The sequence below is a fragment of the Deltaproteobacteria bacterium genome (assembly GCA_009692615.1).
Classification (GTDB): Bacteria; Desulfobacterota; Binatia; order UBA9968; family UBA9968; genus DP-20.
Map to the genome: position 1 here is coordinate 1 of SHYW01000066.1, position 21,997 is coordinate 21,997.

The 21,997-nt window shown below is 57.6% G+C and carries 22 protein-coding genes; 12 read left to right on the forward strand and 10 right to left on the reverse strand.

The window, feature by feature from the left end:
* The first annotated feature begins 224 nt into the window (after window positions 1–224).
* The 3 genes from EXR70_15810 to EXR70_15820 all read left to right on the forward strand — a co-directional run bounded on the left by EXR70_15810 (window position 225) and on the right by EXR70_15820 (window position 3,836).
* The gene (locus EXR70_15810; GenBank protein ID MSP39954.1) at window positions 225–1,292 is read left to right on the forward strand and encodes an amidohydrolase; all 1,068 of its coding nucleotides are present in this window, start codon (window positions 225–227) and stop codon (window positions 1,290–1,292) included.
* 114 nt (window positions 1,293–1,406) lie between these two features.
* Window positions 1,407–2,234 (forward strand): alpha/beta hydrolase, encoded by an 828-nt coding sequence (locus EXR70_15815; GenBank protein MSP39955.1) that lies wholly within the window; start codon window positions 1,407–1,409, stop codon window positions 2,232–2,234.
* Window positions 2,235–2,369: 135 nt separating this feature from the next.
* Complete coding sequence (locus tag EXR70_15820) at window positions 2,370–3,836, forward strand: UbiD family decarboxylase (GenBank protein ID MSP39956.1); 1,467 nt, start codon at window positions 2,370–2,372, stop codon at window positions 3,834–3,836.
* Window positions 3,837–3,907: 71 nt separating this feature from the next.
* On the opposite strand, the gene EXR70_15825 is transcribed toward EXR70_15820, so the two are convergent.
* Together EXR70_15825 and EXR70_15830 are read right to left on the reverse strand one after the other, a co-directional pair.
* Window positions 3,908–4,492, reverse strand: coding sequence for an OsmC family peroxiredoxin (locus EXR70_15825; GenBank protein ID MSP39957.1), 585 nt, complete (start codon window positions 4,490–4,492; stop codon window positions 3,908–3,910).
* A 354-nt stretch (window positions 4,493–4,846) separates the two neighbouring features.
* The gene (locus tag EXR70_15830; protein ID MSP39958.1) at window positions 4,847–5,875 is read right to left on the reverse strand and encodes a hypothetical protein; all 1,029 of its coding nucleotides are present in this window, start codon (window positions 5,873–5,875) and stop codon (window positions 4,847–4,849) included.
* Window positions 5,876–5,989: 114 nt separating this feature from the next.
* Between EXR70_15830 and EXR70_15835 the strand changes: the two genes are divergently transcribed.
* The 3 genes from EXR70_15835 (at window position 5,990) to EXR70_15845 (ending at window position 9,640) form a co-directional block, all read left to right on the forward strand.
* Window positions 5,990–6,976, forward strand: a complete 987-nt coding sequence (locus EXR70_15835) for an aldo/keto reductase (protein MSP39959.1) — start codon at window positions 5,990–5,992, stop codon at window positions 6,974–6,976.
* 220 nt (window positions 6,977–7,196) lie between these two features.
* On the forward strand, window positions 7,197–8,111 hold the full coding sequence (locus tag EXR70_15840; protein ID MSP39960.1) for an NAD(P)-dependent oxidoreductase: 915 nt from the start codon (window positions 7,197–7,199) through the stop codon (window positions 8,109–8,111).
* A 344-nt stretch (window positions 8,112–8,455) separates the two neighbouring features.
* Window positions 8,456–9,640, forward strand: coding sequence for a hypothetical protein (locus tag EXR70_15845; GenBank protein MSP39961.1), 1,185 nt, complete (start codon window positions 8,456–8,458; stop codon window positions 9,638–9,640).
* Between the two features lie 85 nt (window positions 9,641–9,725).
* Here the strand turns inward: EXR70_15845 and EXR70_15850 are convergent, their stop codons facing one another.
* Window positions 9,726–10,244: a 3-hydroxybutyryl-CoA dehydratase gene (locus EXR70_15850; GenBank protein MSP39962.1), complete on the reverse strand. Its 519-nt coding sequence runs from the start codon at window positions 10,242–10,244 to the stop codon at window positions 9,726–9,728.
* Window positions 10,245–10,411: 167 nt separating this feature from the next.
* On the opposite strand from EXR70_15850, the gene EXR70_15855 reads away from it, so the two are divergent.
* Window positions 10,412–11,578: an MFS transporter gene (locus EXR70_15855; protein MSP39963.1), complete on the forward strand. Its 1,167-nt coding sequence runs from the start codon at window positions 10,412–10,414 to the stop codon at window positions 11,576–11,578.
* Window positions 11,579–11,608: 30 nt separating this feature from the next.
* Here the strand turns inward: EXR70_15855 and EXR70_15860 are convergent, their stop codons facing one another.
* Window positions 11,609–12,850, reverse strand: coding sequence for an MFS transporter (locus tag EXR70_15860; GenBank protein MSP39964.1), 1,242 nt, complete (start codon window positions 12,848–12,850; stop codon window positions 11,609–11,611).
* Between the two features lie 151 nt (window positions 12,851–13,001).
* Between EXR70_15860 and EXR70_15865 the strand changes: the two genes are divergently transcribed.
* Window positions 13,002–13,997, forward strand: a complete 996-nt coding sequence (locus EXR70_15865) for a Tim44 domain-containing protein (GenBank protein MSP39965.1) — start codon at window positions 13,002–13,004, stop codon at window positions 13,995–13,997.
* A gap of 79 nt (window positions 13,998–14,076) precedes the next feature.
* On the opposite strand, the gene EXR70_15870 is transcribed toward EXR70_15865, so the two are convergent.
* The 4 genes from EXR70_15870 to EXR70_15885 form a co-directional block, all read right to left on the reverse strand.
* Window positions 14,077–14,463, reverse strand: a complete 387-nt coding sequence (locus EXR70_15870) for a cupin domain-containing protein (protein MSP39966.1) — start codon at window positions 14,461–14,463, stop codon at window positions 14,077–14,079.
* A 185-nt stretch (window positions 14,464–14,648) separates the two neighbouring features.
* Window positions 14,649–14,921, reverse strand: a complete 273-nt coding sequence (locus tag EXR70_15875; GenBank protein ID MSP39967.1) for a CDGSH iron-sulfur domain-containing protein — start codon at window positions 14,919–14,921, stop codon at window positions 14,649–14,651.
* Between the two features lie 153 nt (window positions 14,922–15,074).
* Window positions 15,075–16,001: an amidohydrolase gene (locus EXR70_15880; protein MSP39968.1), complete on the reverse strand. Its 927-nt coding sequence runs from the start codon at window positions 15,999–16,001 to the stop codon at window positions 15,075–15,077.
* A 212-nt stretch (window positions 16,002–16,213) separates the two neighbouring features.
* Window positions 16,214–17,221, reverse strand: coding sequence for an ABC transporter substrate-binding protein (locus EXR70_15885; protein ID MSP39969.1), 1,008 nt, complete (start codon window positions 17,219–17,221; stop codon window positions 16,214–16,216).
* 238 nt (window positions 17,222–17,459) lie between these two features.
* On the opposite strand from EXR70_15885, the gene EXR70_15890 reads away from it, so the two are divergent.
* The 4 genes from EXR70_15890 to EXR70_15905 are packed head-to-tail and all read left to right on the forward strand — an operon-like array spanning window position 17,460 to window position 21,084.
* Window positions 17,460–19,139 carry a HAMP domain-containing protein gene (locus EXR70_15890; protein MSP39970.1) on the forward strand — a complete coding sequence of 560 codons (1,680 nt, stop codon included), beginning with the start codon at window positions 17,460–17,462 and terminating at the stop codon, window positions 19,137–19,139.
* Complete coding sequence (locus EXR70_15895; GenBank protein MSP39971.1) at window positions 19,136–19,507, forward strand: response regulator; 372 nt, start codon at window positions 19,136–19,138, stop codon at window positions 19,505–19,507. The genes EXR70_15890 and EXR70_15895 overlap by 4 nt, the downstream gene beginning before the upstream one ends.
* Window positions 19,404–20,585, forward strand: a complete 1,182-nt coding sequence (locus EXR70_15900) for an adenylate/guanylate cyclase domain-containing response regulator (protein ID MSP39972.1) — start codon at window positions 19,404–19,406, stop codon at window positions 20,583–20,585. Before EXR70_15895 ends, EXR70_15900 begins: the two co-directional genes overlap by 104 nt.
* Before the next feature lie 43 nt (window positions 20,586–20,628).
* Window positions 20,629–21,084, forward strand: coding sequence for a superoxide reductase (locus EXR70_15905; protein MSP39973.1), 456 nt, complete (start codon window positions 20,629–20,631; stop codon window positions 21,082–21,084).
* 218 nt (window positions 21,085–21,302) lie between these two features.
* Here EXR70_15905 and EXR70_15910 read toward each other — a convergent pair whose 3' ends face one another.
* Both EXR70_15910 and EXR70_15915 read right to left on the reverse strand, forming a co-directional pair.
* Window positions 21,303–21,482: a carboxypeptidase regulatory-like domain-containing protein gene (locus tag EXR70_15910; protein MSP39974.1), complete on the reverse strand. Its 180-nt coding sequence runs from the start codon at window positions 21,480–21,482 to the stop codon at window positions 21,303–21,305.
* A 3-nt stretch (window positions 21,483–21,485) separates the two neighbouring features.
* On the reverse strand, window positions 21,486–21,986 hold the full coding sequence (locus EXR70_15915; protein MSP39975.1) for a hypothetical protein: 501 nt from the start codon (window positions 21,984–21,986) through the stop codon (window positions 21,486–21,488).
* Window positions 21,987–21,997 lie beyond the last annotated feature (11 nt).

The following is a 21,997-nucleotide window of genomic DNA, read 5'->3' on the forward strand; positions in this document are numbered from 1 at the left end:
ATCGGCTGGCCGCGCACCAAGCAGTTTTTTCTGCCGGGTGATTTCTCCTGGCCCGATAAGGCCAATCTCGATATCGAGAAGCGCTATCTGCGCGAAAGCACCGAGATGGGGATATTCCCCAAGGAAGCGGCCAAATTTATCGATGTGATATTTATTCCCTAGCGCGTAGCGCGCACGGCTCCAAGGGTTGGCCCGCGGCGGTGGCTCGGTGAAAGGAAAATGGTATGGCAAATTTATTGATCGACGCCGACGGCCATGTGCTGGAGTATGACGAGCTGGCCGAATATATCGAAGAGCCGTACCGCAGCCAGGCGACGACGCGGACGGTGCTGCGGCCGTTTCCGTCGCTCGACTTTCACCATCTCGGACTCAAGCCGACCAATCCCAAAGCGTTCGGCGGGCGCGGCAAAGTCGGGCCTAAGGAATGGGTCGAGTTTATCGAGCTGGCGGAGTTTCGCTACGCCGTGCTCTATCCGACCAACGGCCTGGCCTTCGGCAATATCAGCAATCCCGACTGGGCGATCGTCGTCGCGCGGGCGTATAACAATTGGCTGCACGATCGCTACATGAAGGCCAGCCCCAAGCTCAAAGGAATGGCGTTGATCCCGATGCAAGATGTCAGCGAAGCGGTGAGCGAGCTGCGCCGCGCCGTCACCGAGTTGGGCATGGTTGGCGCCATGCTACCGTCGCGTGGCTTGCCCTTCGATCTCGGCCATCGCTATTACTGGCCGGTCTACGCCGAGGCGGAAAAGCTTGGCTGCGCCCTCGGCGTCCATGGCGGCGCCCATCATAGTCTCGGCCTCGATAGCTTCGAGTCCTTCGTGCCGATCCACGGCCTCGGCCATCCGTTTCAATTGCTGATCGCGTTCACCGGCATGGTTTACCACGGCATGTTCGATCAGTTTCCCAAGCTGCGTGTCGGCTTCATGGAAGGCGGCTCGGCCTGGGCGACGTTTTGGGCCGATCGTTTGGATCGGTCGCATCACTACTTTGCCGAATTCAATCCGCGCGGCGCCTATAAGGGACCGGCCGAGGATAGACGGCCGAGCGACTACATCAAGCGCGAGCAGATCTTTATCGGTTGCGAAGGCAGCGAGGAAGGCTTGGCGTATCATGTCGAGCGCGCCGGCAAGCAGCATTTTCTTTTCGCCAGCGACTTCCCGCATGAGATCGGCGCCGAAGATGTCAAACATGAGATCGAAGAAGTGGCAGAGTGCGCCGGCCTGTCCGATGATGCGAAAGCCGGCATCCTCGGCGAGAATGCCCGGCGGTTTTATCGGTTGGGAGAGTGAAGAAGGCAGTAGGCAATAGCCATTAGGCGAGTAGAGGATTCAGGTTCCGTCCGCAGAAGTTTGGCTTAAATAGCCGTGTCCCAACGATTTGAACCAAGGAGCGCAGCGACTCATATGCCCTACGCACAAGCAGGCGATGTTAAGTTACACTATGAATCTTTCGGCAGCGGCGTGCCGTTCGTTTTCGTCTCGGGCACCGGCTGGCCGGGGGCGCCGTGGAAGCTGAAGCAGGTGGCGGCGCTGGCCGACCGCTACCGGGTGATCGTTTACGATCATCGCGGCGTCGGTAAGTCTGACGCGCCCAAGGGGCCGTACTCGACGCGCCAGTTCGCTCAAGACGCGATCCATTTATTCGACGCTATCGGCGTCACCGAACCGGCGCATATCATCGGCCACTCCATGGGCGGACGGGTGTGCCAGTGGATGGCGATCGATCATCCAGCGCGGGTGCGCAGCATGATTCAAGCGGCCTCTGGTTCGGGCTCCATGGGCCTGCCCGACTATCCGCGCGGCTTGACGGTCAACGCCACCGAGAGTTTGATCACGCGCGGTTACAAGGAACATATGTGGCACCATTTTCAGAGCAAGTTCTTTTTTCCCGAAGCCTTTGTCAAAGCCCATACCGAGGTGCTGACAGAGTTATTCAAAGTTTTCTGGGACAACGCGCCGAAGATTGAGCCGTACTTAGAGCATGTGATCGCGCGCAATCGACATGAGACCGGCGAGCATTTGCACCAGATTACTTGCCCGACGCTTTGTATCGTCGGCAGCGAAGATAAAGTCGATGCCGACACCGGCAGCCACGTGACGACGTCGGAGCATCTACGCGACAACATCAAAGGCGCCGAGATGAAAGTCATCGACGGCTGCGGCCACGGGTTTTTCTGGCACAAGCCCGAAGAAACCAACCGGATCATCCGCGAGTGGGTGGATCGGCATTGAGATTTGGAATCGGATGTTTAACCGCAAAATTCGAGGCGCCCTGATTCGGCTCATCGTTGCGCCAGGTTATAGCCACCAAGCGTTTGCAAGGTGCAACGCTAAACTCTAGACTCCAGTGGCTAGACCGGAGGTAACATGTTCGACAGTTCAAAGATCCAACCCCATTTAGCTTTTACCGACCTGCGCGAGTGGATGGCGGAGGCGGAAAAACTTGGCGAATTGAAAACCGTGCGCGGCGCGTCGTGGCAGGAGGAAATAGGTCTTGCCACCGATGTGGTTGTGCCGCCCGATGACGGACCGTCGGTGATCTTCGACGATGTGCCGGGCTGTCCCAAGGGCTTTCGTGTTCTCATCAATGCCTTTGCCGGTAAGCGCCGCGCCATGACCTTCGGCTTTCCCCAGGGCTTGACCAAACAAGAACTGAGCGACGCCTACTTCGAGCATTATCAAAAGACGCAGCATAATATCGCGCCGGTGTTCGTCGACAGTGGACCGGTCTTCGAAAACGTCATTGAAAAAAATGAAGTAGACATCGAAAAATTTCCCACCCCGGTATGGCATAAGGACGACGGCGGCCGTTACATCGGCACCGGCTGTTATTCCGTGACCATGGACCCGGACGAAAAATGGATCAACGCCGGTTGCTACCGCGCCATGATTCAAGACAAGAAATCGGTCAGCCTGCTGATGGTGCCGGGCAAACATGGCTACATGCACCGGCAGAAATATTTTCGCAAAGGCGAAAAGATGCCGATCGCGCTGGTGCTCGGCGGCGATCCGTTGTTTTTCTTCATGGCGGGCACGGAGCATCCCTACGGCGTTTGTGAATATGACATCGTCGGCGGCATGCGTGGCAAACCGGTTGAGTGCGTGCGCGGCGAAATTACCGGTCTGCCGTTCCCGGCCAATTCCGAAATCGTCCTCGAAGGTTTTTTGAACAACGACAACCGCAAGTTCGAGGGGCCGTTCGGTGAGTGGACCGGTTACTACGCGTCGGATGAAAGCGCCCAGCCGGTTTTGGAAATCGAAAGGATCTATCATCGCAACGATCCGATCATTCTCGGTGTGCCGCCAATAGGCGGCGGCTCCGACGAGATGGCGCGCTACCGCGCGATCATGCGCTCGGCGATGCTCAAGCAGCAGCTGCGCAGCGCCGGCGTGCCGGACGTAACGCAAGTCTGGCCCCATGAGATCGGCGCCTCGCGCATGCTCGTCGCCCTGGCGATCAAGCAGCGCTATCCGGGCCACGCCCGACAGGTCGGCCTGCTGGCGTCGAGCTGTGGCGCGTCGGTGTACGGTTTGAAAATGGTGATCGTCGTCGACGACGATATCGATGTGTCCAATCTCGACCAGCTCATGTGGGCGACGCTGTCGCGCTACGATCCGGCGACTTCGGTGGAAATTTTGAGCCGCATGCGCAGCACGCCGGCCGATCCGCGCTTGACGCCGGAGCAGAGAAAGATTCGCGACTTTACCAACTCGCGCATGGTCATCGACGCCACCCGGCCCTATGAATGGCGCGACAAGTTTCCCAAGGTCAACGCGCCGAGCCAGGAAGTCACCCGCAAAGCGCGCGAGCTGTTCGGTTATTTACTGAAGTAAGGGCCGGTCGGGATCGGCCGTGGTTCGGACTCGGCGAGTTAGCTGCAAAAAGTCCTAACGGAATCTCAACTTTAGAGGCCAGCCCCTACGGTTGCGCTTCCGTCGTCAGTTTTCTTCACCGCAATCGATACTGCTACCGGCCTGGTGAGTGCCGCTAAGACCGGCGATGCAGCGCAGAGCGCGGTCAATTGTTCCTTACTGGCGTCGGACTTGACGTGGACGGTGACACGGATTTGCTTGAAGCTCGAGTTTGCCGGTTCAGAGCTATTCATAACATCCTGAAACTCGACATCTCCTTCTACGTCGCATTCGATTTCTTGCACTTGCAAATTGGCAACGCTGGCACGATACGCCAGAGTCGTGGTTACCGAGGCGGCGAGAGCGACCAGCAGTTCCTCCATCGGAGTTGGCCCGAGATCTTTGCCGGCGAGAATTTCCGGTGTGTCGGTGGTTTGGATAAACGGCGCATTGCGCGCGCTGAACTCGCGGCCCATGCCTTTGAAGCTGCTCACTAGGCTGATGCTTTGGGCGCCATCGATCCAGCGATTTTTCGCGCGCAGTTTGAATTGTCCGTTCTCGGGGTTCGTCTGCAAACTAGTTTTGACTCGCTCTAGTTCTTCGCACTGAAAGCCGTTGATAGTTTGGTTGTCGCTCATGGTCCTCGTCTCAAATTCGTAATATTTCGCAGCGTCCAAAGCTATAACTTAGGGGGCGTTTGAATGCGTCGGAGTTGCTGCCCTCGTGGATAACGCTTTGGCTGCGATGCGATGGTCGGGTTGTCGTGACAAGTTGAATGTGCTCCGACACATACAATTACAGAGAGCACAATGCGTGCCAGGGCGACGCGGAGTGTCGGTTAAAGTTTTACGAGGGGAAATTGGCTCGACAGCTGTCGTGGTGAGCGGATCTTTCGGTAAACCGACAACTAAGTTTACACTCGATGTAAACTTAGTTGTCGGTTTCGGTGTTTCTCGGTCGACTTGTCGGCGCGCGCCGCTGCGTGGTGAAAGTTACTTGAGCAAAATCTCTTTGAGCTTCTCGACGATCGGTTTTTCCAAACGGTAAACCCGAGCGACGACTTTTTCCAAATCTTCGCCGCTGATCGGATTCATATCGAGACGCGCTTTCTGTACGTCGGCGAGAAACTCGGGATCTTTATAGGTGGCGGCCAGGCCTTTGCGCAGCAGCATCACCCGATCTTTCGGCGTCTTAGGTGGAAACACGTAAGGGCGCGCGATGGCGCCGTAGTCGAAAATACCCACTTGCACCAGTTTGCGCGCGTCTTCGTTTTTGACGAAATCGAAGATCGCTGGAACGTTCGGCAACTCGGCGTGGCGCTGTGGCAGCGTCTGCATTAAAAGCATTATCGCACCGGATTCGATCTCTTTGCTCCAGCCTGATTTATAGGATTCCCAAGAATTGGTCACGCCGTGAAGTTCGCCGCCGGCGATGGCCAAGCGAATGTCGGCGGTGCCTTTGTAGCCGGAGATCAGCTGGATCGGCAGGCCGACGGTGGCGCGCACGACTTTGGTGACGTCGTCAGTGGCCGCGCCGGGGCCGACGCCGCCGAACTTGAGCGTGGTTTTCGACGACAGCCATTGTTCGATGCTCGTCACTCCGGCAGATTTACTGACACCGAGGGCGAGTGAGTCTTGCGCCGGCACGCCGAGATACTCGAACTTGAGGCCGTCGAACTCGATGCCCGGCTTGCCGAGCACCTGTTGGAGAATCAAGCCGCCGATGAAATGGCCGACGGTGAGGCCGTCGGGTTTGGCGATTTTGTAGGTGTAGTTAGCGGCGATCAAACTGCCGGCGCCGGTCATGTTGTCGACGACGAAGCTGGGATTGCCAGCAATATGTTTGCCCAGATGGCGCGCGATGGTGCGCGTGTAGGTGTCGTAGCCGCCGCCGGCGGAGCCGCCGACGATGATGCGCACAGTCTTGTTGCGGTAGAAAGAATCCTGAGCGTTACAGAGGCTGGTCTGACAACAGAGAATCACTGCGAAGGTCGACAGAAGTTTCCATCCTGGGATCGGCATAAACTCTCCTTCCGCGGTTTAGCTCGGCGATTGTTAGCAGAAATAGCCAGTCTTGCAACTTGCATCGACGGCGCGGCTTGATAATCATCATGGCGACGATGAGGAGTTCGCTCGATGCAGTATCGATATCTCGGTAAGAATCGTTTGAAAGTATCCGCCATCGGATACGGCTGTCCACCGTTTCAGGGCAAGTTGAGCGAAGGTGACGAGCAGCAAGCGATCGCCGTTCTGCAACGCGCCATCGACATCGGCATGAATTTCATCGACACCGCCGATCACAACAACGGCAACAACGAAGAGATTCTCGCCAAGGTTTTGAAAAATAGGCGCGGCGAAGTCGTGCTGACGTCGAAATTCGGCAATCTGCGCGGACAACCGTGGGCGGCGGGACGAGAAGTCGAAGGCCGGCCAGAGTATGTTGCTTGGGCTTGCGAGAATTCGCTCAAGCGTCTGCAAACCGACTACATCGATCTTTACTATTTGCATCGGGTCGATCCCAAAGTGGCCATCGAAGACACCGTCGGCGCGATGAAGCGATTGGTTGAGCAAGGCAAGGTGCGCCATCTCGGTTTGAGTGAAGCCGGGCCCGAGACGCTGCGGCGCGCCAACGCGGTGTATCCGATCGCCGCGGTGCAAAGCGAATATTCTCTTTGGACCCGCGACTACGAAGCGAACACGATTCCGCTCTGCCGCGAGCTCGGCGTCGGTTATGTCGCTTACTATGCGCTAGGACGCGGATTCCTGAGCGGGAAATGGAACGACTTTACCGATCTCGGCGAGAAGGAAGCGAAGCGGCGCGGGCCGCGTTTTCACACCGAGAATTTTGCCCGCAATGTCGAGCTGCTCAAGCGCTTGGAGCGAATTGCCAAAGCAAGAAATTGTTCCGTGGCGCAGTTGGCGCTGGCGTGGATTCTCCATCAAGGCAATTTCTTCGTGCCGATTCCCGGCACCGACAAGATCGCCAATCTGGAAGCCAACGCGGCGGCGGCCGAGAATTCTCTGAGCAATGATGAGCTCGCCGCCATTGATAACATTTTCCCAATCGGCGCAGCGGCTGGCGGCCGTCATGATTATGATCGGTCGAAGGAGTTGAATATCTAACTCTTCGCTACGGTCCTGCGGACCTACTCAGGGCGGGCGGACTTGTTTTTCCGATTACCCGAGTAGCGCCCGAAGGTCGCATATCGAGGGGGGGCAGTTTTGATTGGACGGTGTTTTTTATTTCCGTTTCCCCGAGTAGCGCCCGTGGCGGGCGCGTATCGAGGGGTCTCTTAGCATCGGACGGTGCGCAAGCGTACCCTACCGGAGGACGAGGTTGACCATGCGAGTTTTAATTACCGGCGCGGGATTGATCGGTTGCTACACGGCGAAAGAGTTGATCGCACGCGGCGATGAGGTGACGTTTTTCGACTTGCAGCCCAATTTAGAATATTTGCTCAAAGTTCTTGGGCGCGAATTGCCGATCGTTCGCGGCGATATTCGCGAGCTACCGGCGTTGATCGAGGCGATGCAGAGCACGCGCGCCGAAGTTGTCATTCACACCGCTGGGCTGCAAGGCAACCGGACGCCGTACTTCGGTTTTCAAGTAAACTTGATAGGTACGTTGAACGTCGCCGAGGCGGTGCGGCTGACCGGCGTGCGCCGGTTGATTCACGCCAGCAGCCAGGGCGTCTACGATCTTAGCGATCCACCGGTGCCGATTCACGAAGAGGCGCGGCGCGACGGCGGTGCGCGTGTCTATCAAGGCGGCAAGGCGGCGTGCGAGGAAGTGCTGACCGCTTACGCCGCGGTGTATAAATTCGAGCTCGCCCTGCCGCGCTTCGCGTCAGTCTATGGCTACGGACCGTACACTGGCGGCGGCAATGTCGGCATGGACATGTACGCCATGCTGCAAGCGGCGCTCGCCGGCAAACCGGCGCCGATGGGGCCGGGCATCGCCGATGCCAACGATTTTGTTTACGCCAAAGATATCGCCCAGGGTCTGAGGCTGATTACGCACGCAACGAATTTGCCGCACCAAGCGTATAACCTCGGCACCGGCGCGGTGGCGACCATCGCCGACATTCAATTAGGTTTGCGGAAGGTGCTTGGCGACGTGCGCTTTACGCGCGAACAGTCGTCACGACCGCGGCCGGCGCTGGATATTTCGCGGGCGAGGGCTGAATTGGGTTATGAGCCGAAGTTCGATGTCGAGGCGGGAATGCGCGATTTTATTATAGAGATGGAGCGCCAATAACTTGTTTAAACTGCTCAAGACCGAAGCGCGCGCGGGTTCGCCGCATTACTTGCAGACGCGCGACTTTTCGTAGCTGTGTTTCGTTCTTCCGGGCGATTCCAACAATCACGCTCAGTTCCCGCCGTATACTATGCGCAAAACGGTGCTGGCCAGTTCATTCCTGAGCGTTCGGTAGAGCGGGCTTTGCGTTTTTGCACGTCGTAGGATCGGTTTATTCTCCCTTGTCCGGTATCGCTCGGCGGCACGTGCCTTGCCCTCTTGCCAGAGGTACACGAAATGTACTATCGGATGTTGGCGAAGCCAGATTCACGGGAACTAGGGCCAAGGGATATGGAGCACCGCTTATGAATTCCAAATTAATTGTCGCTATGTCGGCGTTTCTGCTGATGGGACTGTTGGCTTGGCAGGCGGCGGCGAACAATCCGCAATTGTTCGGCGATCCAGTGGCGGGGTTGCCGGCTGAGCAGCTGGCCAAATTCGACGCCGGTAAAGATGAATTCTTGGACGAAGATTCCATCGAAGAGGGGCTTGGGCCGGTGTTCAATGGAACGTCCTGCGCTGAATGTCATTCGGGTCCCGCCGTCGGCGGCGACAGCGATATCACCGAAACACGCTTCGGCAGGATAACCAATCACAAGTTCGACCCCCTCACGCAGTTTGGCGGATCGCTCATTCAGTCCCGAGGTATAGGCGAGATTCCCGACAGTCCATGTAATGTTTCCGGTGAAACCGTGCCGGCTCAGGCGACTATCGTGGCGCAGCGCAAGACCACGCCGCTGTTCGGCTTGGGACTGGTGGACCATGTGCCCGATCAATTTTTCTTGGCCCTCGCCCAACTGCAAAATAGGATAACTCCCGCCACCGCCGGCCGGCCCAATCGGGTCACCGATATCGCCACCGGCCGTTTAGTGGTTGGCAAGTTCGGTTGGAAGAGCCAAGTGCCCAACTTGCATCAATTCTCCGGCGATGCCTACTTGAATGAGATGGGCGTGACCTCGCCGATGTTTCCCAATGAAAATTGTCCGAATGGCAACTGCGCGTTGTTGGCGGCCTGCGGTGTCGGTCCGGGCCCCGACGATGACGGGTCGGCGGTGGAAGCGTTTACTGATTTCATGACGTTGCTGGGTCCGCCGCCGCGCGGGCCGAGAACGCGTCGGACATTCGCCGGGGAATTGGTTTTTTTCAAGATCGGCTGCGCCGCCTGTCACTTGCCGGTTCTAGAAACCGGTCGCAGCTCGGTGGCGGCCTTCGATCGCGTGAAGTTTTATCCATTCTCGGATTTCTTACTGCACGACATGGGCGGCCTCGGCGACGGCATCGAACAGGGCCGAGCCAGCGGGCGCGAGATGCGCACGGCGCCGCTCTGGGCTCTGCGCGCGCGCAATACGTTTCTCCACGACGGTCGCGCGACCAACGTCAAGGACGCGATCCTGGCCCATGACGGCCAAGGGGCGCACGCCGCGCACCGATTTCAGCGCCTGTCATCGCGGGATGTCAACGATCTCCTAGCGTTTTTAAATTCGCTCTAACTTGGGGAGAACCTATCGAATAGGATGCGCTTGCGCGCCGGTGGAACGGTCGGTGCGCAAGCGTATCCTACAAACATAATCACGACTAGAGCGCGTCCGGCGCCGGCATAATTTCGCCGCAATTCTTGCACGTGCGAAACTCCTCGCTGTCAAAAAATCTCGCATACGCTTTTGAAACTGGATCTTCGGCGTAGTCTTTCACGATAAATTGTTCCTCATGCAGCAGCGTGTCGCACTTCGGGCAGTACCAGTGGAATTTGTCGATCTCGCCGTCGCGTCTTTTTCTTTCTGAAATGAGCGCGAAAGCGTCGGGCGCAAAGCGCGGCGAGTGGGGCGTGCCGGCGGGGGTGTAGATCATGGCGCCTTCGGCGATCACCGCGACATCTTCTTTTCCTTCCGTGGTGCGGTAGTGCAAGCGCATCCCGCCTTTGATCATGTACATGGTTTCATCGCTCGGGTTGATGTGGAACTCGCTGCGGTATTCGCGGCCGCGGGCGACGAACGCCAGAGTGTCGTCGTGTTGCCAGAGCACGCTGACGCGTTTGCCGGAGGCGGCGAGTTTTTCGCCTTCGGCGAGTAGATTGACGATGGGCATGACTGACATGGCATCCTCCTTCGCTATTCGTGCCGGTGCGCTCGTCCGCTTTGCTTTGTTCAGACGATTCCACTAACAATCATATTAGATCTCCCTCCAGCGACAATACCCACTTGCGAAACCTTTGGACTTTTAGACCGCTTCGAACTCTACGCCACAAAAATTTTCGTCTGCTGATGGAAGGCGCCTTGATTTCCAGCGCCGGTGATTTCATGCAGAACGTCGCCCAGATCTGGCTGGTGTGGCATTTGTCGCGCTCACCGTTGGCCATCGGCGTGATCGCCGTTTTCGACACCATCCCGCGCCTGTTGGTCGGCGCGGTGGGCGGCGCCATCGCCGACCGCTTCGATCGCCGCTGTGTGCTCATGATCACCCAAGGTTTGGCGATGGCGCAAGCGTTTCTATACTGGTTTTTGGTAGAGTTCGAAGCGGTCGCGCTCTTGCACATCGCAGCCTTGGCGTTTTTCCTCGGCATCGTTAACACCATCAACCAAACCGCGCGCCAATCTTTGGTCAACAGCTTGGTGCCCAAGGACGAACTGCTCAATGCCATCGGTGTGCAATCTTCGGTATTCAATCTCTCGAAGATCATCGGCCCGTCGTTGGGCGGCTTGATTATCGCTTACTTCGGCATCGCCGGCTGCTTTCTCATCAACGCGATCAGTTTCGTCTTCTTGCTCTTCAACCTATACCAAATGGAGCTGCCGCCTTGGGAAGCGCGCCGTGACCAGCAAGGAATCTTCGCCGATATCAAAGAAGGAATGAGCTATCTGCGCGCCGACCGGCGGATACTCTATATCGTCGGCCTCTCTTACGTAATGGCGTTGTTCGGCGCGCCCTACAATCGCTTCGTGCCGATCTTCGCGACCAACGTTCTCCGTGTCGGCGCGACCGGTTTCGGTTTGCTCATGGCCGCCCCCGGCATCGGCGCCACCGTGGCGTCGGTCTCGCTCGCCTCGGTGGACAAACTGCGCGTCGGCACTCGTTCGATTTGTTTCTGCGTGCTGGGATTTGCTTTGTCACTGACGCTGTTCGCCTTTTCCCACTGGTTTATCTTATCGCTCTTTGCCCTGGCGATGGTCGGCTTTTGCCAAGTCGGTGAACGCGCCTTGACCAACACCGTGATTCAGATGGGCACGCCGCAAAATTTACTGGGCCGCGTGCTCAGTCTGTTCTTCATGGACCGCGGCTTGTGGTCGGCGGGTAGCATCATCATCGGCAGCTTGGCCGCGGCGATCGGCATCGATTGGACTTTTTCCGTATGCGGCTTGGTCTGCGCCGTCGCGGCGACTTCTTTGTTGTTGATGAGCCGCAGGCTGCGCGCTACCGCCGTCGGTTCGTAGGGCGGGCGTGCGCACCGATAGACCGCTCCTTCAATCCGGCAGCGCTTGACCCTTGGTTTCGCGGGCGAAATATAAAACGACCAGGCCGACGATATAAATCGACCCGATTGTGGCGATGGCTGGGGCGAAGGCGCCATGGGCCGAGGTCAGCATGCCGGCGAGTAGCGGGCCGGCGGCGGAGAAAAAGCGCGCGAAGTTAAAGCAGAAGCCCTGGGCGGTGGCGCGGATGGCGGTGGGGAACAGCTCGGGAAAATAGATCGCAAAACCGCTGGTGACACCGGCGGCGAAAAATCCCATCACCGGCGAGGCCATGACGGCGTGGCTGAATTCCTTGGCGAAGAGAAAGGTCGTCGGCACCGAGCACAGGGCGCCGAAAAAATAAATCAACAGCGCGGTTTTTCGACCCCAGCGATCGGCGATCATCGGCATGCACAGACAGCCGATGATGCCGCCGGTGGTTAGCGTGGTCATGATTAAACTCACCTGCGGGATCACAGCGCGGGTGCCCTGGGCGTGGAGCATGGCGGCGATCCAGCTGGGCACCCACTGGATCGCGCCCTGGTAACCGAAGGTCGCCACCACCGCCAGTCCGATGCCGACCAACAGATCGCGCCGCACCGCCGGTGCGAACAGTTGTGAAAATGGATTGCCGGTTTGTTTGGCCTTGGTCCAGCGTTCGGGTTCTTCGAGTGAGTGGCGAATGTAGAAGGCGACGATGGCCGGCAATATGCCGAGAGCGAAAACCCCGCGCCAACCGTAGGGGCCGATGAAGAAATAAAGCGCGATGGCGAGAAAAAAGCCGATGCCGCCTGATGCCTGCATGATGCCGGCGGCTTTGGCGCGGGACTTGGCCGGCCAGGTCTCGGCGATCAGCGCGGCGCCGGCGGCCCATTCGCCGCCGATGCCCAGGCCAGTGAGGAAACGGTAAACGGCCAGTTCTTGCCAACTGCCGGCGATGCTGCACAGACCGGTAAAGGCCGCGTAAACCAAAATCGTGATCGCCATGGTTTTCGCCCGGCCATAGCGGTCGGCGATGGGTCCGAAGATCAGCCCGCCCAACGCCCAGCCGATCATGAAAATACTCAGCACGATGCCGCCGTACCAACCGATGGTGGAATTTTGCGTTGTCCCGAGCAGATCGCTCATGGCGGGAAACAAAATGATGGCGTAAAGGTAGCCATCCATGATGTCGAGAGCCCAGCCGAGACAGGTGCAGTAGAGCACGCGCCACTGGTAGGGCGTGATATCTTGATACCACTTCGATTCAGCCATTGATTTGCTCAATTGCCACAAAGGACTGACAAAGACAACAAAAAAACGCCGCGGTTGTCACGGTAAGTATTTAAAATAGATGATTGACTCGATTATCGGCGACGGTTATACTCTGATCACTCAGGTTAATTTCTTAGGAGGGCGAATCCCTATGTTGCATTCCCAGCGCAATTGGCTGTCGATTCTGGCAGTCGGACTTTTTGTAATTATCGGCCTGTGGCAGATTGCTTTGGAAACCTTCGCCGATGCCCGCGCCGGCGGCGGCAGCTCCGGTGGCTTTCGCGGTTCGCGCAGCACCCAAGCGCCGAGTCGCTCGCCCAACCCCGCGGCGCAACCGCGCCGGGATCCGACGCCGCCACAGCAGGCGCAGCAACCGGCGCCAATGATGCCCCAGTCCGGTGGTTTTATGCGCGGCCTGGGCACCGCGGTGCTCGGCGGCTTCTTAGGATCGATGCTGTTCTCGGGCTTGGCCGGTGCCGGCGGTTTTGGCGGCGGGCTAGGCGGCGGGCTAGGCGGCAGCGGCTTTGGCATGATGGAGATTCTACTTTTCGGCGGCCTGGCTTTCTTTCTATATCGTAAATATAAATCGTCGCAGGCGATGGCCGCGCCAGGCGTAGGTTCCATGCAGTATCAAGACACTGGCTATCAAGCGCCGATGCCGTCGAACTATTCGAACAATCCGCCGGTGCAAGAAAATTTGCCGCTCAACGGCATCGATTACCGGTCGCTGACGATGATGGACCGAAGTTTTACGCCGGAGCAATTCAACAAAACCGCCCAGGATCTGTTTTTCAAGATTCAAGGCGCGTGGAACAAGCAAGATTTGCCGACCCTGCGCGGTTTGTGCGGCGGTGAGTTGATGAAAACTTGGGATGACGAGATCGCCCAGCTCAAAACACGCGGACAAAAAAACCGCATGGAGAACATCGCCCTGCGCGGAAGCGAGATCACCGAAGTGTGGACCGAGAACGGCGAAGACTTCATCACCGTTCGGCTGTTCGCCAATCTGCTCGATTACACCGTCGACGACAAGGGCGCGGTGATCAACGGCAGCGATGCAAACGCGGTGGAGTTCGAAGAGTTCTGGACCTTCTCACGGCCGGTGGGGCCGAATAGCTGGAAGCTTACCGCGGTGCAGCAGTCTTAGATTTTCGCGATCAATAAATTTCAACCGGCAGCGCGGGTGGTCCTGCGCTGCCGGTTTTTTTTCGTCGAGCGATCGCTGCTTAAGCGACGATCGGTTCTTTGATCGGCGTGTGGCTCGGGATCTTCGGCACCCGGGTGCGCGGCTGGCCGTTCATTTGGCTGTTGCCGGCGCCCAAGAGCAGCAAGCGCCCCTTGCCGGTGTTGCACAGCTGATAGGACTCGCCGGACTGGAGCAGAACGGTGTCGAACTGTTTCAAGACGAAGGCTTTGTGCGGCGTGCGCACGGTGCATTCGCCTTCGATGCACATAAAAATATGATCGTCGTTGTCGTGATAGTGCATGTCGTCTTGCAAGCCGGGCTCGCAGTTGATCACCCAGTAATAGGCCAAGTCGGTGCGCCAGAGACTCAGATGATTGATCTCCGGGTGGGCGTCCGCTTCTTTAACCAGATTTTTCATTTCAACCATAATTAACCTCCTAAAAATTGTTCAAGCCCTTCGCTACGGCCCTGCGGGCCTACTCAGGGCGGACGGTTTTTTTTGATTCCGTTTCCCCGAGTAGCGACCGTTGCGGTCGCGTATCGAGGGGCTGATTCGCTTCATTCATGTCGTTGCTGCTTTGCCACCATTCGAGATCTCGGGAATAACTTTCTTCAGCCATGGGCTTTGGCCGGCCGTTCTTTCGGTTTGACCAGCCGGCCATGGGTGCCGTCGCAGTAGGGGTGCTCTTTCGATTTCCAGCAGCGGCAGATGGCGATGGTTTCCGGGCTAGCGAATTCTAACACTGCGGGTTGTATGTTGGTCCCTTCGTGGGAGCCGTCGCAGAAGGGCAGATTTTTGCTGCGCGTGCAGCGGCAGTAGGCGACGCTCTTGGATTCTTGCCGCACGATGGCCGGTTCGATCAGGTCGTCGTAGGATAAGGGCATGGGCGGATCCTTTCTCAGCTTTGCTCGGTTTTAATACTTCGGCGCGCGTTTGGCAAATTGTCGTACCGTTCCGAAGTCGGAGGGCCGACACGCAGGTCGGCCCCTACGTTCGGATTCGTTGAATTGAAATTGAACCACCACCAAAACCGATTTTCACCGTTGTAACAATCTTAACGCGTTGCGAAAAAAAATAACTTCGCGCTCCGATTCGCTGATCGGCAACTCCTCGATGATTTTCTTGGCGCGCGGCAAGAGCGGCAGCAGCGGCGGTGCGTCGCTGCCGAAGACCAGTTGTTTGGCGCCGACGGTTTGATAGGCGCACATGATCGTCGGCGGGTGATAGGCGACGGTGTCCAAGTGGATGTTTTTCAAATACTCGCTCGGTTTCTTGGTGATCAGCATCGGTTCGTATGAGCCCAAGCCCGAAGCTTGGTCGCCGAGTTCATAAGCGTAGTCCATGCGGCCGATGACATCGCAGATGCCGCCGCCGAGATGGCAGCCGACGAATTTCAAATTACCAAATCGCTCGAAGACGCCGCGCACGATCATGCGCGCGATGCTCAGACATTCGTCGAAGGGACGGCCAACGCTCGACGCCAAGCGATAATCGCGCATGCGTTCTTCGCCGTAGCCGACCGAGGGCGCGTGCATCATCAGCGGAATAGCGAGACTCGAGACCATTTCGAAAAATGGCGTAGCTTCGTCATCGTCCGGATAGGCGCGCTGGTGGCTCGAATTGATCAATACGCCGTTCAGTCCGCACTGGACGATCGCCCGTTCCATTTCTTTTAAAAACGGTTCGCCGCCGCAGGGCAGGGTGCTGGTGAAGACGGTGATGCGGTCTTTATATTTCTGCTGGATCTCGGCGCCATAGTCGTTCCAGCGGCGCAGGAAGGCGAGAGACTCGTCGCTGGTTTTGTCTTTGAGATAATGAATCGTGTTGCTGACGACGCAACGTTCGATGCCGGCTTTCTCGTGGGCTTCGAGCAGGTTTTCAATCGTTAGCGGCGAGGCGCCGCCCCAGCGTCGTTCTTTGGCCAATTCGGGCGGATAAACATGGGCATGCCACTCGATGATCATAGTGGCTCCTTCATTTTCTGTTGTTGCTCTTTCCCGAAATCCGATTCCTTTCCCCTCGATGGGGAAACGTTAGGATAGGGATCTTTTTTGCAGTTTGCTTCGCATCGCTGCCATTACGTGGGTCACCCCCACTCTAACTCTCCCCCGTCGAGGGGGAGAGGCTCGGAATTGAGAAGGGACAACTGGATTGGTGAACTTGTCTAGCGCAATCGTTATCGCGCTTTAATTCCTAGCTCCGCTTGCGCGCTACGCAGAAACGTCAGATCGGCGACATCGGCGGGCGCGACTTCGCGAATTACCTTGGCGTTGGTCCGCGCTTGGTCGATGACTAACTTCAAGCCGTCCTCGGACACGGCGCCGTCGGCGTTGAATAAATTTCTTAGCGCGTCGTATGAGGCGTAGGCGAACTCGCGCTCGACTTTGCCCCAGCCGATGAAGATGCGCACCGTTTCGTCGCGATTATCCCTAATGAAACGATTGGCGCGGATGCTCGCTTTGACGGCGCGGCGCACTTCGTCGGGTTTGTCTTTGATCTTGCGCAGGCTCGCGCCCAAACCGAGATAGGGCAAGTTCAGCAACTCGTAGGCGCGCGCTAAGATGCGAAAGCCTTGCTTTTCCATCTGCACGTCGGCGGGCGGCGACATGACCACGGCGTCGACGACATGCTGCTTGAGCGCGGTCACGCGCGCGGCGTCGGAGCCCAGGGCGAGCACCTTGATGTCTTTTTCCGGATCGAGGCCGACGCGGCGAACCATCAGTCTCGCCAGCAGGTCAGGTGTCGCGCCATAGGCGCTCACGCCGACGGTTTTACCTTTGAGTTCGCGCAGCGACTTTACTTCGGTTTGGGCGATGATCGTCAGCGGCCAGTTGTCGAGAAAGCCGGCGACGATGCGGATCGGCAAGCCGGCGATGGCGCCGCCGACCACTGCGCCGAACAGTTGGCAGTAGTCGATATCGCCGGTTGCCAAAGCGGTAATCGCGACGTTGGGATTCATCCGGATAATTTCCGCGTCGAGATTCTCGTCTTTGAAAAAGCCCTTGTTCTGGGCCAACTGAGTGGTCAGATTGGGCATGTTGGGATTGGAGACGGCGATGCGAATTTTGTCGGCGGCATCAACCGTCGCGACGATGAGCAGCAACGCGAGCCAACACGTGACAGCAAAGGATGAAGGATGAAGGCGGAAGGCTGAAGTTTTTCTCCCGTTAATTCCGAACTTCATCCTTCTGCCTTCATCCTTGTGGTTATCTTTCTTGGACAACGTTGAAGCCGCTGTAACCGCGGATCTTGTCGATGCGCACGAGCACGCCTTTGCATTTCTTCGGTGATTTTGATCATGTTGGCTCACATTAGGATGTGATATTTCCTATGGTGAAGCGTGGCGGCTGTCAAGCCGTTCGGTGCTTATGCCGTCCTCCTTGACGGTATATGTTCGGTTCCGTTAGCATCCGTTGCCACCAATGTTGGGTGAACCTGTGTCGCAACTAGAAAAACTCGCTCAAACCAAAGACGATTTCGCCACCGAAGTAACGGCATCCGGTTGGGGCATCAAAGTCGCGCACTTTGTTCTTCAACGCACGCCTCTGGGCGGTTTGGTGCGCTGGGTGGCGGGCATCAAAGCCTCGGTTCATGCCAAACTGATCACCGGCTTCATCATCGTCACGCTGTTGGTCGTTGCCATGGGCGGGTTGAGCCTGCGGGCGATCGATCAAACCGCGCGCCAGAGTTTGCAGCTCGACGAAGCCCATAAACGGGTCGAATGGTCGCGGCAGATTCAAAACGAGCTGGCGCTGCAGATGAATTTCACCGCCATGGCGTTGCTGCTCAAGGACGAGGCGACGGTGGCGAAGATTTTGCGCGCCAACAATCGCTTCAATAATTTTCTCGCGTTGATCGGCGAGGCGGCAGTGGCGGACGAGCAGGACGTCATCGAACGGATTCGCAGCGCTCAAGGCAGCGCACTGACGACAGTGGCGGACATCGCCAATCTTTTGCGCGACGGCAAGGCGAGCGAAGCGATGAGTTTGCAACAGAGCAAGGGTTATCCGCTCTACGAACAGATCGCCGCTCTGGTCGATCAAGTGGTGGAGAAGGAACAGGCGAAGATGGCCGGCTTGCGCGCCGACGTGGCGGCGGCGACCCGGCGCACGCAACTGTTGATGGCGGCTTTCATCGCTATCGCGATTCTGTTGGCGCTGCTGCTTGGATTTGTCATTTCCTGGTCGTTCATCATGCCGGTGCAGCAGGCCCATGGCTTTCTTGCCGAAGTCGCCAAGGGGAATTTTCAAGCGACCATCGACGTCCCCAATCGCGACGAGTTTGGCGTGCTCGCCGACCGGATGAATCATATGAGCCAGGAGCTCCATCGATTGTACGAGAAGCAGCGCGACGCCGGCTTGGAATTGCAACGGTTGAACGGCCAGCTCACCGACGCGAGCAAGGCCAAGTCGGAATTTCTCGCCAACATGAGCCACGAGCTACGAACGCCGATGAACGCGATCTTGGGCTTTATCGAAATGATCCTCGACGATCTTTATGGCGATGTGCCGGCTGAGTTGCGCGAGCCGTTGAGCGACATTCAAATCAACGGCAGGCATCTGCTCAATTTGATCAACGACGTGCTCGATCTCTCCAAGATCGAAGCCGGGCGCATGGAACTGGCGCTGTCGGAATACTCGGTTCAAGACGTCATCGAAGTGGTGTGCGCGTCGCTGCAGTCACTGGCTGCCGAGAAAGGGCTTAAATTTTCCGTCGCCGCCCAACCGGAAATTCTCCTCGCCTATGGCGACGGCAAGCGCATCGCCCAATGTTTGTTGAACTTGGCCGGCAACGCTTTGAAGTTTACCAAGCAGGGCCAAGTGGAAATTGGCGTCGAACAGCTGGACGGTTTGCTGCGCTACCGCGTTTCGGACACCGGCATCGGCATACCGCCCGACCAATTGGAAAAAGTTTTCGGCGGGTTTCGCCAGGTGGACGCCGCCATCACGCGGGAATATGGCGGCACGGGTTTGGGTTTGAGCATCACCAAGAAATTCGTCGAACTGCACGGCGGGCGGATCTGGGTAGAAAGCGATCTCGGCCAAGGCTCGCGGTTTTTTTTCGAGATCCCGCTGCGCTGTGAGGAAGGGACGGCCCCATGAGCAAGACGATTCTTTACGTCGAGGACAACGAGTTCAATCTGAAAATCGTCCGCCAGTTGTTGAGCCGGACCAGCTACCGCTTGATCGAGGCGATGGACGGCGCCAGCGGCGTGGCCACGGCGCAAAGCGAAATGCCGGATCTGATTTTGATGGACGTGCAACTTCCCAAACTGTCCGGTCTCGATGCCACGCGCCAGCTGCGCGCCGATGCCAAAACCGCGGCGATTCCGATTATCATCATCACTTCCTTCGCGCTCAGCGGCGATGCCGAGAAGGCTAAAGTCGCGGGTGCGACGGACTATTTGGCCAAGCCCTATAGTCCGCGGGAGCTTTTGCAGAAGATTCGCAATCTGGTGCCGGAAAGTTGACCGTTGTTTCTACGCCATGACAAATTCAATCCCGAAAATTCTTGCCGTCGATGACAATCAGCAAAATCTTCAGTTGCTGATCCGATCGTTGAGCGCCGCCAAGTATGAGGTGATCACCGCGAGCGACGGGCCGACGGCTTTGCAATTGATCGAAGGCGGCGGGGTGGATTTGGTCTTGCTCGATGTCATGATGCCGGGCATGTCCGGCTATGAGGTCTGCGAAAAGATTCGCGCCAATGAGGCGACGCGATTATTGCCGGTGGTCATGCTCACGGCGCTGCACGACGTGTCGAACCGGATTCAAGGCATCGCCGCCGGCGCCGACGATTTTCTGACCAAGCCGTTCAACCGCGAAGAGCTCTTGACGCGGATGAAATCATTGCTGCGTATCAAGACGCTCTATGACGACATTGAAACCAGAAATATTTTGCTGCGCCGGGTGATTGGCCGCTATGCGTCCGAAGAGGTTGCCGCCGAGATCGTCGCCGATCCCGGACGCCATTTAAAATTGGGCGGCGAGAAGCGCGATGTCACCGTGTTGTTCGGCGATCTACGCGGTTTCACGCCGATGTCGGAGCGGCTCGATCCGGCGGACGTGGTCGAGATCCTCAACGTTTATCTGAGCCATGTGGTCGATCTGGTCTTTGAATTTCGCGGCAACCTCGACAAGTTTCGCGGCGACGGCTTCATGGCATTTTTCGGCGCGCCGCTGGCCCGCGATGACGATGCCGCCAGCGCGGTGCGCTGCGCTTTGGTTTTGCAGGAGCGGCTGAAAAATATTACCTTCGCCAAGTTTCCCGAGATTCAACTCTTGGCGGGCATCGGCATCAACAGCGGCACGGTGATCGCCGGCAACGTCGGTTCGGAACGGCGCACCGACTACACGGTGATCGGCAACGAGGTCAACCTCGCCCAGCGCTTCGAAGCGAACGCCGGGCCGGGCCAGGTACTGATCACCGGCGCCACCTACGAACGCGTCAAAGAGTTTGTCGAAGCGCGCGATCTCGGCCGCTTGCGCGTTGCCGGGATGCAAGAGGGAGTGCCGGTGTACGACGTGCTGCGTTGGCGCGCGGCGTAATTGCGCTCGGAAAAATGGCTGTAAGGAACAGGAGAATTAGAAAATGATGAGAAGTTTTTCACAGAGGTTCACACTGATAATCGCGCTTGCCGGGCTAGTGCTCGCGCAACTACTTGCCGGCGTTTTTACAGCGCCGGTTTGGGCCGGGCAGGCCGAGCAGTTCACGCCCGAGTTTCACGAGATGCACAAGAACTTCGATCCCAAGCACACGCCGAAGATCGTCGCGCCGGACAGCGTCAAGCGCGGTCAATGGTTCGATGTCACGCTTTCGGTGGGTACCGACAGCGACCATCCTTCGTTGAGCGAACATTTCGTGCGCTACATCGCTTTGTACATCGATAGCGCGGAGATCGGCCGCGTCTATCTCCATCCGGTCTATTCTTTTCCGAAGGTGACGTTCACCATCGCTCTGGACAAGGGCGGCGTGCTGCGTGCGGTGGAGGAGCCGACCCATTCGTCGGCGTGGGAAGGATCGAAAAAGATTGCCGTGCTGCCGTAGCTGACGCGAAACTTCTTTTTTGGTTCTTCAGGCTTTTGTGTGGATACTGCGTCAGGTTCATTTTGTTTTCTTCACCACGAAGATCACGAAGGACACGAAGGGTTAGGATGATTAAGACTCCGAGCTTCGTGCTTTTCGTGGCCGCCAGAGGACGGATCAGCCACAGTTTTCAAGGCTGATCCTTCGTGGTGAAAACATTTTCACAGTAAACCGGAAACCTATTTTTTTTGCATGCGCACGGTGACGTTGGTGCTGTCGCCGCTCACCGTGACTTCCTGGGTCACGGTGCCTAAAGTTTCCTGCCAAACTTGCAGCGTGTATTTGCCCGGCGGGACGTTCTCAAGAACAAAATCGCCGGTCTCTTTAGTCAGCGTGTAGAAAGGATGATCGGCGACCACGACCTAGCCGCGCATCCACGTGTGCAGGTCGCAGTCGACGCGCATGACTTCAGGATGTTTGAAACCGATGGCGATGGTGTGCGCGTGGGGTTGGGCGCGGTTGAAGGGCGGATTCTCTTTGCCGCCGCTCCTGACGTTATGCATGAGCCGGTCGCTGTTCAAAAACTCCACGGTGCCGCCCGCCGGCACGATCACCACGTGAGGAACGAAGTCGCATTTGCTCTGGTCCATCTTCACCGGCGCCGGATTGGCCGGCCACTTGGCGTTGGCTGGCGCACCTTGCAGCGACACGACGACGTTGTGGATGCCGTTATTGGCCGACAGCAACAAGTCTCCGGCTTCTTTTTCTTTGCCGCACAGATACTGATCGATGGTCACCGGCAGTTTGTTTCGTTCCAGCGCCGGGCCGCTGTAGCGCACGCTGCCTTTGATCGTGCCAGCGTGAGCGCTGCCGCAAAGGGAGGCGATGACGATAAAAAGAGTTACGCTGCGAAAACCGTTCATAAAAACCTTTC

Coding starts and splice junctions, on each gene's coding strand:
- EXR70_15900 (MSP39972.1), top strand. CDS start 19,404: ATGCCGAGAAGGCTAAAGTCGCGGGTGCGACGGACTATTTGGCCAAGC.
- EXR70_15865 (MSP39965.1), top strand. CDS start 13,002: ATGTTGCATTCCCAGCGCAATTGGCTGTCGATTCTGGCAGTCGGACTT.
- EXR70_15885 (MSP39969.1), bottom strand. CDS start 17,221: ATGAAGTTCGGAATTAACGGGAGAAAAACTTCAGCCTTCCGCCTTCAT.
- EXR70_15855 (MSP39963.1), top strand. CDS start 10,412: ATGGAAGGCGCCTTGATTTCCAGCGCCGGTGATTTCATGCAGAACGTC.
- EXR70_15810 (MSP39954.1), top strand. CDS start 225: ATGGCAAATTTATTGATCGACGCCGACGGCCATGTGCTGGAGTATGAC.
- EXR70_15860 (MSP39964.1), bottom strand. CDS start 12,850: ATGGCTGAATCGAAGTGGTATCAAGATATCACGCCCTACCAGTGGCGC.
- EXR70_15845 (MSP39961.1), top strand. CDS start 8,456: ATGAATTCCAAATTAATTGTCGCTATGTCGGCGTTTCTGCTGATGGGA.
- EXR70_15850 (MSP39962.1), bottom strand. CDS start 10,244: ATGTCAGTCATGCCCATCGTCAATCTACTCGCCGAAGGCGAAAAACTC.
- EXR70_15815 (MSP39955.1), top strand. CDS start 1,407: ATGCCCTACGCACAAGCAGGCGATGTTAAGTTACACTATGAATCTTTC.
- EXR70_15840 (MSP39960.1), top strand. CDS start 7,197: ATGCGAGTTTTAATTACCGGCGCGGGATTGATCGGTTGCTACACGGCG.
- EXR70_15825 (MSP39957.1), bottom strand. CDS start 4,492: ATGAGCGACAACCAAACTATCAACGGCTTTCAGTGCGAAGAACTAGAG.
- EXR70_15890 (MSP39970.1), top strand. CDS start 17,460: ATGTTGGGTGAACCTGTGTCGCAACTAGAAAAACTCGCTCAAACCAAA.
- EXR70_15835 (MSP39959.1), top strand. CDS start 5,990: ATGCAGTATCGATATCTCGGTAAGAATCGTTTGAAAGTATCCGCCATC.
- EXR70_15830 (MSP39958.1), bottom strand. CDS start 5,875: ATGCCGATCCCAGGATGGAAACTTCTGTCGACCTTCGCAGTGATTCTC.
- EXR70_15895 (MSP39971.1), top strand. CDS start 19,136: ATGAGCAAGACGATTCTTTACGTCGAGGACAACGAGTTCAATCTGAAA.
- EXR70_15880 (MSP39968.1), bottom strand. CDS start 16,001: ATGATCATCGAGTGGCATGCCCATGTTTATCCGCCCGAATTGGCCAAA.
- EXR70_15905 (MSP39973.1), top strand. CDS start 20,629: ATGATGAGAAGTTTTTCACAGAGGTTCACACTGATAATCGCGCTTGCC.
- EXR70_15870 (MSP39966.1), bottom strand. CDS start 14,463: ATGGTTGAAATGAAAAATCTGGTTAAAGAAGCGGACGCCCACCCGGAG.
- EXR70_15875 (MSP39967.1), bottom strand. CDS start 14,921: ATGCCCTTATCCTACGACGACCTGATCGAACCGGCCATCGTGCGGCAA.
- EXR70_15915 (MSP39975.1), bottom strand. CDS start 21,986: ATGAACGGTTTTCGCAGCGTAACTCTTTTTATCGTCATCGCCTCCCTT.
- EXR70_15820 (MSP39956.1), top strand. CDS start 2,370: ATGTTCGACAGTTCAAAGATCCAACCCCATTTAGCTTTTACCGACCTG.